General features: G+C 63.4%; 7 protein-coding genes. 2 read left to right on the top strand and 5 right to left on the bottom strand.

Annotation, left to right across the window (positions count from 1 at the left end; all coding sequences use genetic code 11):
* Positions 1-43: 43 nt before the first annotated feature.
* A complete protein-coding gene (locus tag SR908_RS15575; protein WP_246921073.1) occupies positions 44-1,222 on the top strand; it encodes a benzoate/H(+) symporter BenE family transporter in 1,179 nt (392 codons plus the stop codon).
* A gap of 29 nt (positions 1,223-1,251) precedes the next feature.
* On the opposite strand, the gene ppc is transcribed toward SR908_RS15575, so the two are convergent.
* From ppc to cysM, 5 genes are all read right to left on the bottom strand, one after another.
* A complete protein-coding gene (gene ppc, locus SR908_RS15570) occupies positions 1,252-3,903 on the bottom strand; it encodes a phosphoenolpyruvate carboxylase (protein WP_246921075.1) in 2,652 nt (883 codons plus the stop codon).
* Between the two features lie 107 nt (positions 3,904-4,010).
* On the bottom strand, positions 4,011-4,853 hold the full coding sequence (gene mazG, locus SR908_RS15565; protein WP_246921077.1) for a nucleoside triphosphate pyrophosphohydrolase: 843 nt from the start codon (positions 4,851-4,853) through the stop codon (positions 4,011-4,013).
* Positions 4,850-7,102, bottom strand: coding sequence for a GTP diphosphokinase (relA, locus tag SR908_RS15560; protein ID WP_178998220.1), 2,253 nt, complete (start codon positions 7,100-7,102; stop codon positions 4,850-4,852). The genes mazG and relA overlap by 4 nt, the downstream gene beginning before the upstream one ends.
* Complete coding sequence (rlmD, locus tag SR908_RS15555) at positions 7,086-8,513, bottom strand: 23S rRNA (uracil(1939)-C(5))-methyltransferase RlmD (protein WP_246921079.1); 1,428 nt, start codon at positions 8,511-8,513, stop codon at positions 7,086-7,088. Before rlmD ends, relA begins: the two co-directional genes overlap by 17 nt.
* Position 8,514: 1 nt before the next feature.
* Entirely contained in the window at positions 8,515-9,411 is an 897-nt protein-coding gene (gene cysM / locus SR908_RS15550; RefSeq protein ID WP_246921081.1) for a cysteine synthase CysM, read from the bottom strand.
* 148 nt (positions 9,412-9,559) lie between these two features.
* Here cysM and SR908_RS15545 point away from each other — a divergent pair, with 148 nt between their 5' ends.
* On the top strand, positions 9,560-12,319 hold the full coding sequence (locus SR908_RS15545; RefSeq protein ID WP_246921083.1) for an ATP-binding protein: 2,760 nt from the start codon (positions 9,560-9,562) through the stop codon (positions 12,317-12,319).
* Positions 12,320-12,415 lie beyond the last annotated feature (96 nt).

The raw sequence follows: 12,415 nt of genomic DNA, 5'->3' as shown, positions 1-12,415 counted from the left end.
ACAACACGCCAAAATCATCCGACTGCCGGGGCAAGGAGCCACCATGGGTCAGCCTTTTTTCCTACGCGATTTTTCCGTCTCGGCAATCGTGGCGGGATTCGTAGCCGTGCTGGTGAGCTACGCCAGTTCAGCGGTGATCGTCTTTCAGGCGGCCGAGGCCGCCGGCGCCAGCCCTGCGCAGATCGGCGGCTGGCTGAGCACGTTGGGACTGGGCATGGGCGTCACTTCGTTGGGGCTGTCGCTTTATTATCGCGTGCCGGTGCTGACTGCCTGGTCGACTCCCGGCGCGGCGCTACTGGCAACGAGCCTTGGCGACTATACGCTCGCCGAGGCCATCGGCGTGTTCCTGTTCTCGGGCGCGCTGATGGTGATATGTGGAGCAACGGGGATATTCGCGCGGCTCATGGAACGCATTCCGCATGCCCTTGCCGCTGCCATGCTGGGCGGGGTGCTGCTACGTTTCGGGCTCGAGGCGTTCGCTTCCCTCGAGGATAACCTCACCCTGGTGGGTGCCATGTGCATCGCGTATCTGTTGGGGCGGCGCTATTGCCCCCGCTATGCGGTACTGGGTGTCCTGCTGGCGGGTTTGGCCGTCGCCGGACTGCAAGGCGGCATCGACACGACGCAGGTCACGCTGGCCATCGATATGCCCGAACCGGTCGCGCCACGCTTTACGCTGTCATCACTGATCGGCGTGGGTATTCCGCTATTCGTGGTCAGCATGGCGTCTCAGAACGCGCCGGGCGTGGCGACTTTGCGCGCGGCGGGCTATACGCCACCGGTATCGCCGTTGATCGCCTGTACGGGGTTGGCGACGCTAATATTGGCGCCATTGGGCGGTTTCTCGATCTGCCTGGCGGCGATCACCGCCGCCATCTGCATGGGACCCGAGGCGCATCCCGACCCCGAACGGCGCTACATGGCCGCCGCTTGCGCAGGGGCGTTCTACTTGCTGGCGGGACTCTTCGGCGGTTCTATCGGCACGCTGTTTGCCGCCCTGCCTGGCCCCTTGATTCTCGCCATCGCGGGGCTGGCGCTATTGACCACCATCGGCGGTAGCCTGCATAACGCCCTGCACGACGCGGCCCACCGCGACGCGGCGCTAGTCACCTTTCTCATCACCGCCTCGGGGGTGACGCTACTGGGTGTCGGCGCCGCGTTCTGGGGCCTCGTCGGCGGCATGCTGACACGGGCGCTGCTGACACCCGCCTATCCGTCATGACAAGCGCTCGGCGCAAGACGAAACAGCACTCACCCGGTATTGCGCAGACCCGCCGCGATACCCGCCATGGTCACCATCAGCGCCCGCGACAGCTCGGGACTGATCGCACCGTCGGCGTCGCGGTTACGCTGTAGAAGCTCCGCCTGTAGGCCATGCAAGGGATCGATATAGGGGTTTCGGACCTCGATGGCTTGGCGAATCAACGGCGTGTGCTCGAGCAGTTCATCTTGATCGAGGATATCCAGCAGCGCCGTTTCCAGATGTGACAAGCGCTGGCGCAGCGATTTGCCCAAGGCTTGCAGCGCCGGCTCGTCGACCAGGCGGCGCTCATAATAGGCGGCAATGTCGGGGTCGGCCTTGGCCAGCAGCATCTCGAGCATATCCAGATAGGTGCCGAAGAACGGCCAACGTGCGCGCATGTCGCGCAAGCGCTCGCGGCCGTCTGGTTCGGCGAGACGCGTGGCGAAGGCTTCGCCACTGCCCAGCCAGGCCGGCAGCATCAGCCGGGTCTGGGTCCAGGCAAAGATCCAGGGAATCGCGCGCAACGATTCTACGCCGCCCTCCTGGCGACGCTTCGCGGGACGCGACCCCAGCGGCAGACGGCCGAGCGCACTTTCCGGCGTCACCGAGCGGAAATACGGCACGAAATCGGGATCCTCGCGCACCACGCCGACATAGGCACGATGCGCGATATCGGACAGCCGGTCCATTTCCTCGCGCCACACCGGTTCGGGATCGGGCGGCGGCAGCAGTGTGGCTTCGAGCACTGCACAGGCATAGATTTCCATGGAACGCAGGGCGATGTCCGGCTGACCGAACTTGAAGCGGATCATTTCACCCTGCTCGGTGACCCGCAGGCTACCGTTCACGGAGCCCGGCGGCTGCGAGAGAATCGCCGCATGCGCCGGACCGCCGCCACGCCCCACGGTACCGCCACGCCCATGGAATAGCGTCAACGCGACGCCGTGCTCGCGGCAGATGCCGACCAATTGCTCCTGGGCGCGGTACTGTGCCCAGGCAGCAGCCAACTGGCCGGCGTCCTTGGCCGAGTCCGAATAGCCGATCATGACTTCCTGGCCATCGCCGGCCATGCGTCGATAACCGGGCAACGACAACAATCGCGCGATGACATCACCAGCGCGATTGAGGTCGTCGAGGGTCTCGAACAGCGGCGCGATAGGGAGATGCATGTCGCCACCGACTTCCTTCATCAACAGCGCTACCGCCAGCACATCGGACGGCTGCCCCGCCATGGAGATGACATAAGTACCCAGCGCCTCGCGGTGTTCGCGGGCGATGACCCGGAAGGTGTCAATGACCTCGCGGGTTTCCGCCGAGCAGTCCCAGCGCCGGGGAATCAACGGACGTGGCGATTCCAGTTCTTCGAGCAGGAACGCCTGTCGCTGCTCTTCATCCCACTCGCGGTAGCGGCCCAGGCCCAGGCATTCACTGAGCTCGTCGAAGACCTGGGCATGGCGGCTGGATTCCTGGCGGATATCCAGTTTGGTCAGCGAGACACCGAACACCGCCACGCGCCGTAGGGTATCCAGCAGGCTACCATTGGCGATGGTATCCAGGCCCATGTCGCACAACGAGCGATAGCAGGACAACAGCGGCGCATAGAGCTGATCGCGCGTTTCGATGATCGGGATATCGGTGTCGAAGGGGCGCCCGTCGAGACGCGCCTTGGCCCAGTCGCGCGTCGCCTCGACCCGCGCCAGCAAGCGCTTGAGCAAGGCCCGATACGGCTCCGGGTCACTGCCGACCTCGGCGCGCAACGCGCTGTTGGCCTTCCACATCGAGAGCTCGGACTTGAGGCGCAACAGGTCACGCGCGTAGAGATCGGCGGCCATCCAGCGACCCAGCAGCAGGACCTCCTCGGTGACCCGCCCGGTGACGTTGGGGTTGCCGTCGCGGTCGCCGCCCATCCACGACGCGAAACGCAGCGGCGCGGCATCCAGCGGTAAGCGTTCACCGGCGGAGGCCAACAAGAGATCGTCGAGCTCACGGTGGAAATCGGGCACCGCTTGCCACAACGAATTCTCGATCACCGCGAAGCCCCATTTGGCTTCGTCCACCGGGGTCGGGCGCTCGTGGCGAATCTCGTCGGTGTGCCAGGCCTGGCTGATCAGTTCCTCGAGCCGGCCCCGCGCGCGGCCAGCAATCTCCTCGCGCTCAGTGGCGCCTTCCATGGTGGTCAGGCACTCGTCTATAGCGTCGTACTTGCGGATCAGCGTGCGCCGGATGACCTCGGTGGGATGCGCGGTGAGCACCAGCTCCACGCGCATGGCGGCCAACGTCTCGACCAACTTGCGCGGCGCATGGCCGGCGCTGCGAATACGCTCGAACAACTCGCCGAGATCGGGCTGAGTGCCGGGCTTGTAGTCCTCGACACGACGAAAGCGCGCGCGGTAATGCTGCTCGGCGATATTGGAGAAGTTGAGAAACTGGTTGAAGGCACGCGTCACCGGCAGCAAATCCTGCTCGGGCAGCGCGCGCAGGTATTCGATCAATTCACGGCGGCCTTCGCTGTCTTCCTGGCGCCCTTGCTTGGCCAGGCTGCGAATGGTCTCGATCTTATCGACGAAGCCATCGCCCAGGTCATCGGCAATGGTGCGCCCTAGGCTATCGCCGAGGATGCGGACGTTGTCGCGCAGCGATTCATGCAAGTCGTGACTCATGATGCCCTCCGTGGTGGATGTGCCGGTCACCGCAGTGACCGACATGGCAAGTTGTTGTCTTGACTACATTACCCGGGCACGCCGACACCCACAACGGATGTTCCCTCTCAGGACACCGAGGTTTCGCCGCGCTTGGCGGCTTGCCAGTGACGCTCCATTTCGTCGAGGGAGGAGGCCTCGAGAGAATAGCCCCGCTCCGCCAGCGCACTTTCTACATGACGAAAGCGGCGCTCGAACTTGCCGTTGGCTTCGCGTAGCGCGCGCTCGGGATCGACATCGAAGCGCCTTGCCAGATTGGTGACGGCGAACAGCAAGTCGCCGATTTCCTCGCGTACATGATCGGCATCTTGATGATCCGCGGCTTCCTCGACTTCCGCCAGCTCCTCGCGGATCTTGTCATACACGCCTTGGGCATCGGGCCACTCGAAGCCGACCCGCGCGGCGCGTTTGGAGAGCTTGGCGCCACGCGACAGAGCGGGCAGCGTGCGCGGCACATCATCGAGTACCGATACCGCCTGGCGCGTCTCGCGCTCCTGCGCCTTGAGGGCCTCCCAGCGAGCCTTGACGCCCGCCGTCTCGACCTCGTCGGCCGACACACCGACCGGACGCCGCGATTCAAGCGTTCCTTCGGGGAAAACATGCGGATGGCGCGCCACCATCTTGGCGGTCAGCACGTCGACGACATCGTGAAAATCGAAGCGCCCTTCTTCTCGCGCAAACTGGCTGTAGTAGACGACCTGAAACAGTAAATCGCCCAACTCGCCGGGCAGCTCGTCGAAGGCGCGGCGCTCGATGGCATCGGCCACCTCGTAGGCTTCTTCCAGGGTGTGCGGGACGATGCTGTCCCAGTCCTGCTTGACGTCCCAGGGGCAACCTTGATCGGTGTCTCGCAACACCGCCATCAACCTCAAAAGATCGTCGAGCCCGTAACGCGCGGATGCCTCTCTCATGCCGTCTTGCCTCCTCCACTGCGCAGCCGCTTGACGTCGATGACGTTGGGGAGCTGCTGAATTCGCGAAAAGATGCGCTCCAAGGCCTCGAGGCCATCGACTTCCAGGGTGATCTTCATACGCGCCAGGTTATCGTGCTTATCGGTCAGCGTATTGACCGACAGCACATTGATGCGATCACTGGTGAGAATATGCGTGACATCACGCAGCAATCCCGAACGGTCCCAGGCTTCGATCTCGATATCCACCGGGTACTGAGCGCTGGCATTGCCCCACTCGACATCGACGATGCGGCGCGGCTCCTCGGCACGTAGTTGCAGGATATTGGGGCAATCCTGGCGATGGATGGTCACACCACGCCCTTGGGTGATATAGCCGACGATCTGATCGCCGGGTACCGGGTGGCAGCAATTGGCCATCGAGGTCTTGAGATTACCGACGCCCAGCACGGTGATGTCGTCCACCGCCGCTTTGGACGAGCGACCGGGCTTGGCCAACAGGCGGTCGAGCTGCTCCTGATCGTCGGTATCGCCGAAAAGTTGCTGCGCTTGGTGCAACACCTGTCCGATGCGCAGGTCACCGCCGCCGATAGCGGCATACATGTCGTCGACCGTCTGGTAATTGACGGCTTGCGCCAAGGCGTCGAAATCTACGCCCTCGATGTCCAAGCGCCGAAACGCCTTCTCGAACAGGGTGCGACCTTCCTCGATGTTCTGACTGCGCGCCTGGTACTTGAACCATGCCTGGATCTTGGCCCGCGCCCGCGAGGTCTTGACGAAACCCAGGTTGGGATTGAGCCAGTCGCGGCTCGGCCCGCCCTTGGTGGCGGTGAGAATCTCGACCTGCTGCCCGGTCTCGAGCTGATACGTCAACGGTACGATGCGGCCATCGACCTTGGCGCCCCGACACAGATGACCAACCTCGGTATGCACGCGGTAGGCGAAGTCGATGGGCGTGGCGATCTTGGGCATGTCGATGACATGGCCATCCGGGGTGAAGACGTAGATACGATCCGGCGCCACGTCGCTGGAAAGGCCCTCGCGCAGGTCGCCCAGCTCGCCGACTTCCTCCTGCCATTCGAGCACCTGGCGCAGCCAGGCGATCTTCTCCTCGTAGCTACGGCTTTTCGAGTCGACATCGTGCCCCTTGTAACGCCAGTGGGCACAGACACCGAGCTCGGCCTCCTCATGCATGGAGAAGGTACGGATCTGGATCTCCAGCACCTTGTTCTCGGGGCCGATCACCGCCGTGTGCAGCGATTGGTAGCCATTGCGCTTGGGGTTGGCGATGTAATCGTCGAATTCATGCGGCACGTGATGCCAGCTCGAATGCACGATGCCCAGCGCGGTGTAGCAGTCGGCGACTTCCGGCACCAGAATGCGCACCGCGCGCACGTCGTAGACCTGCGAGAAGTCGATGTGCTTGCGCTGCATTTTGCGCCAGATCGAGTAGATATGCTTGGCACGGCCGTCGACATCGTATTGCTTGATGCCTTGCTGATCGAGCAGCCCCTTGATGGTTTCCACCACGTCATGGATGTAGCGGTCGCGGTCGAGGCGTTTCTCGGCCAGCTGCTTGGCGATGGCCTTATAGTCGCTCTCTTGCAGATAGCGGAACGACAGGTCCTCGAGCTCCCACTTGAGCTGCCCGATACCCAGGCGGTGTGCCAGCGGCGCGTAGATATCGAAGACCTCGCGCGCCACCCGCAGACGCTTGTCGCGCGGCGCGTCGCGCACCATGCGCAGCGCACAGGTACGTTCGGCAATCTTGATCAAGGCCACGCGTACGTCGTCGACCATCGCCACCAGCATCTTGCGCAGATTTTCCTGCTGGTTGTGCTGCGATAACCCCTGGCGTGGCGCCTGCAGTTGGCTGATCGCAGCCATGTGCAACACGCCGTCGATCAGCGAAGCCACTTCCGCGCCGAAGCGCTTTTCGATGGCCTCCAGCGTGATCAACCCCTCGCGTACCACGCGGTACAGTACCGCCGCCTCGAGAATCGACTGATCGAGCTTGAGTTCGCCGAGAATATCGGCCATTTCCAGACCGGTGCGGAAGCTAGAGGCCGGTTCGGCCCAGTTGTGGTGAGGTTTCTCGGCGTTATAGGCCAGATGCCGGGCAAGTTCGCAGGCCTGGCGCATCTCCTCGATATCGCGCAGCACGACATCATCCTGGAGGCGCTTCAACCACAATGCGATATCGACCTCGCCGGCCGGCGTCAACGGTTGGTCTTCACGGACCTTGACCATGATCTTCCCTTTCTGCGGACATGGACCGACCGCGCGATACCTCGCGGGTCAGTAACAGCATGGACTCCAAGTGCGCGGTATGCGGAAACATATCGACCACCGCGGCACGTTCGATGCGGTAGCCACCTTGCACAAGATGTGCCGTATCCCGCGCCAGCGCAGCAGGATCGCACGAAACATACAGCACCTTTTCCACCGGATGCTCGGCGAGCCCCCGGCACAGCGCTTCGGCACCGCCACGCGGTGGGTCGAGCACGACCCAATCGACATTTTCGACATCGGGCATGCGCGTGGCCAGATCGGCCTGATGTGCCTCGACATGGTGCAAGCCGGCACGGCGCGCGTTGTCGGCAAGGCGCTCAACCATCGCCGGGCTGCCTTCAATGCCGCTGATCGCGGCCACATGCGGCGATAACGCCAAGGTGAAATTACCTACGCCAGCGAACAGGTCGAGCACCCGTTCGTGCCCTTGAGGTGCAAGCCAGCGTAGCGCCGTGCGCACTAGTTGGGCATTAACCTCGGCGTTGATTTGTAGGAAATCGCCCGGCGCGCATCCTAGTTGCAAGGTGGTGTCGTCCAGCGCCAGCGTGACATGCAGCGTCTCGCCAAACGGCGCGTGCAGCCAGCGTTGCGTGGGCGAATCGCGCCCCACCTGCCAGATCAGCGTGATGTCGCGTTCGGCGGCGAAACGTTGCCAGCGGGTTTCGTCCCCGGGGACATCGCGCAACTGACGTATCACCACACAGGCGCCTTCGGCCGTGGCGAGCAGTTCGATGTGACCGACGCGTCGCGGCGCCTCCAGCGTGGTCAGGCATTCGCGCAGCGGGGCGATCAAGTCCGCCAGTATGGGCTCGAGCACCATGCAGTGATCGATGTCGACCAAGTGTTCACTGCCCCGGGCGCGAAACCCGAGATGCGGCGTTCCCTCGGCATCGCATTTGACGCCCAGGCGCGCACGACGCCGATAGCCCAGCCCCTCGCCGACCAAGCGTTGCATCGCGGGGAGGTCGAGCCCCTGACGCGTGAACAATTCTTCGAGCGTACGCTGCTTATGAGTGCGCTGCTCCTCGAGTGCCAAGTGCTGCAAGTCACAACCGCCGCAACGCCCGTAATACATGCAAGGCGGTGTCACCCGCTGTGGGGAAGGTTCGAGACACTCGACGACATGCGCCTCGTCGAAGCGCTTGCGCTGACGATGCACGGCGATGCGCACACGCTCGCCGGGGAGCGCCTGATCGACGAACACCGTCTTGCCATGCGGGTCGCGTGCCACGCCGCGCCCATCATGCGCCAAGCGCTCGATGGTCAACGTATCTGCCGCCTCGCCACGGGGTGGCGCATGTGCCCCGCTTTCCCGACGCACTCGACCCGTGGCGGCGCGCGGTGGGCGCCGTTTGCCCAGCATCGCCATCTTAGCGCTCCGGGGCGAAAAGGCCGGTGGACAGGTAACGGTCGCCACGATCGCAGACGATGAACACGATCACCGCGTTTTCCACCTGCTCGGCGATGCGCAACGCTCCCGCCAGCGCGCCGCCGGAGGAGACACCTGCCAGAATGCCTTCTTCGCGGGCGAGCAAACGCATATGCTCCTCGGCTTCCTGCTGGCCGATATCCAACGTGACGTCGACCCGCGAGGCATCGAAAATGCGCGGCAAGTACTCATGCGGCCAGCGTCGAATGCCGGCGATACTGGCGCCATCGGCGGGTTGCAGGCCGACAATCTGAATGTCGTCGCGGCGTTCCTTGAGATACTGCGAGACACCCATGATGGTGCCGGTGGTGCCCATCGAGCTGACGAAATGGGTAATTTGCCCGCCGGTCTGCTCCCAGAGCTCCGGCCCGGTGGTGCGATAGTGAGACAAGGGATTGTCGGTATTGGCGAACTGGTTGAGCGGCTTACCCTCGCCACGCGCGATCATCTCGTCCGCCAGGTCGCGCGCGCCTTCCATGCCCGCATCCTTACTGACCTCGATCAACGTCGCGCCATAAGCGGCCATCGCCTGCTTGCGCTCGCTGGAAGCGCTCTCGGGCATGATCAAGGTCATGCGGTATCCCTTGATCGCCGCCGCCATGGCCAGTGCGATGCCGGTGTTGCCCGAGGTTGCTTCGATCAGGGTATCGCCGGGGCTGATCTCGCCACGTGCCTCGGCTTCTCCAAGCATCGAGAGCGCCGGGCGGTCCTTGACCGAGCCCGCCGGATTGTTGCCCTCGAGCTTGGCCAATAACGTGTTGTTACGCCCTGCCTGCAGCCGGGTCAAACGGACCAGCGGCGTGTGGCCGACCACATCCGCGAGAGTGGGAAATTGCATGGGTTCATCCTTTGCGATGCGCGTCGCATCAAAACGCATTCGTCGACTATTCAATGCGTCCAATTATATCCGGGACGGCCCGTCAGCGACAGGCGAACCCACTGAGTGTGGCATACTGCCGATGATGAACACGAAGGGAGCGGTCGGAATGTCACTAAGGCTGCGCTTGCTGCTTTTATTGCTGGGTCTGCCACTGGGCGTGGGGATCGCCTATGGGACGTATGACATCTATGCCGGACGCCAGGAGGCGCGTCAGGCACTCGCCACGCGCATCGCCGATGTCACCACGACGCTGGCGCCGGCTTTTACGCTGGCGCTCGATGAAGCGCGTGACGAACATCTCCGCCAACTGGCCCAACGCCTGCTGGATATCGATGAGATCGACGCCGTCAGCATTCGCGACGAAGATGGCGACCCCGTGCTCAGCCTCGGCGAAACGCAGCACGCCCCCGACCGGCCGATGCCGGCCCAGGGCACCTTGCAGGAGAACGCGCAACGCTGGCGCTGGCTGCAACCCTTGGGCACGGTCAATACGGATCAGGATGCGCCGGACGAGGCCACAGCCTACTGGCTCGATGTCGATCTGGGGACCACGGCGCTGACGCTGGCTTTTTATCGCCAACTAGCCGGCCACGGCATGGCCGGATTGGTGCTGGGCCTGCTGCTGTTCTTGGTCGTCTACCCGCTGAGCCGCCGTTTGACCAGGCCGCTACAACATCAGATCGACCTGCTCGAACGCCTCAACGGCGGCGATTACAGCGCCCGCCTTGCGCCTCGTGGCGCGCGTGAACTGGCAACGCTGGGGCACCAGCTCAACGCCCTGGGCGATCACATGATGCGTCTGCGCGAGGACACCCAGGCGCAGATCGATCAGACGACCTTCGACCTGCGCGAGTCGATGGAAACCATTGAGGTCAAGAACATCGAACTCGACATGGCCCACCGTCGCGCGTTGGAAGCCAATCGCATCAAGTCCCAGTTTCTCGCCAATATCAGCCATGAAATTCGCACGCCACTCAACGGCATCATCGGGTTCTGCCAACTGCTCGGACGCAGCGCTCTGGACAGTCGCCAGCGCGAATGGCTCGAGCAGGTACAAACGGCCTCGGACAATCTGCTTTCGCTGATCAGCGATGTGCTGGATTTCTCCAAGATCGAGGCCGGTAAGCTCGAACTGGAAACCGTGCCGGTGGACATGGTGACCTTGGTCGACGAAGTGCTTGGCCTCCAGGCTCCCAACGCGCAGCGCAAGAGCCTGCACTTGCTGGGTCTGGTCTACGACGATGTGCCCGACCAGCTGCTGGGCGATCCGTTACGCATCAAGCAGGTACTCACCAATCTGGTCAATAACGCCGTGAAATTCACCGAACGCGGCGAGGTCGTGGTCCGCGTCATGCTCGATGATCTCAGTGCCACCAGCACCAAGCTGCGTATCAGCGTCCGCGATACCGGCATCGGCCTCGACCTGGCGAGTCGCGAACGGCTGTTCCAAGCCTTCAGCCAAGGCGATGCCAGCCGCTCGCGCAAATACGGCGGCACCGGCTTGGGGCTGATGATCAGCAAGCGCTTGGTGGAGCAGATGGGCGGTGAAATCGACGTCGAAAGCGAAAGCGGAGAAGGCACGACCTTCACGTTTTCGCTGACGCTGATCGCCACGCAACAACGCGAGCGCCTTCCCGAATTGAACCTGGGCGGCTATCGCGTCGGCTTGTTCGAAGCCCACTCCGCCAGCCGACGCACCTTTACGCATCTGCTCGAGCGCTGGGATGCCCGCGTCGTGTCACTGCCCTCGCGGGATGCCTGCACGACCCCACCACCCGAGATCGATCTATTGGTGCTGGGGCTAACTCAAGACGATCTACGCCCCCGGGAGCTCACTGCCTGGCGCGAGGTGTTGGATCAGTGCGCATGCCCGGGACTACTGCTGGTCAATGCCGACCCCTTCGAGCTCCCCGACCTGACGCTTCCCTACGGTGGCGAGATCACCACCAAGCCTGTTTCGCGGCGCGGGCTGGGGAACGCCATCAATGCCTTGCTGACGAGCGAACGCGAGCGGGCGAGCGCAGTGGTGGAGGCGCCCTCATCCACGCTGGCGGGCAAGGTGCTGGTCGTCGATGACACGCCCTCCAACCGCTTGCTGGTCAAGGAGCTGTTGCAGGACCGCGGCTTGACGCCGCTACTCGCAGGAAGCGGCGAGGAAGCGCTGGCAATGGCGCATGGCGAGTCCATTTCCTTGGTCTTGATGGACATCCAGATGCCCGGCATGAACGGTGTGGACGCCATGAAAGCGCTCCGCGCGCTTGGCGGCGACTGGCAGCGGCGCCCCATCGTGGCACTGACGGCGCATGCTCTCGAAGAGGAACGCCAGCAGTTACTGCGCGATGGCATGAGCGACTGCTTGATCAAGCCGATCCGCGAGCCAGCGCTGGACACCCTGCTCGAGCGTCATCTGGGCGAGACCGTCGAGCCCGCCGCGTCCGACACTCGCCCCGCGGCGCTTCCCTCGCCATCACCCGACGAGGCAGCGACGCAAGAAGCCCAGGGCGATACCGCTGGAGATGAATTACCGGTGGTCGACATGCAGCTTGGTATGCGCATGGCCGGTGGGCGCGAAGCGCTGGCACACGACATGCTCTCCCTGCTTTTCGAGCATTTGGATGAATCCGAGCAGGCGATTCACGCCGCCTGGGTTGCCCAGGACGCCGAGGCTTTCCATGAGCAGGTCCACCGCCTCAATGGCGCCTGTCGCTACTGCGGGGTGCCACAACTGGCCTTGTTGGCGGAGACGCTGGAAACTCGCTTCAAGGCCCAGGGGCTAGAGGCCTGCGAGGGCCTCTACACTTCGCTTCAGACTGCTATTACGCGGCTACGCGAGTGGCAGGCCCAGCACTGGCAGACCGAGCACTAGGCACTGTCTGAAAAGTGCCTGCGCTCGATCAGACGGTGTTAAAAATCGGCTCAAAGTACTCATTTACGACCTGTAAACTCCGTCTTTTCACCAATT

The organism is Chromohalobacter canadensis (assembly GCF_034479555.1).
Classification (GTDB): Bacteria; Pseudomonadota; Gammaproteobacteria; order Pseudomonadales; family Halomonadaceae; genus Chromohalobacter; species Chromohalobacter canadensis.
This window is presented reverse-complemented; position numbering and strand designations above follow the sequence as displayed.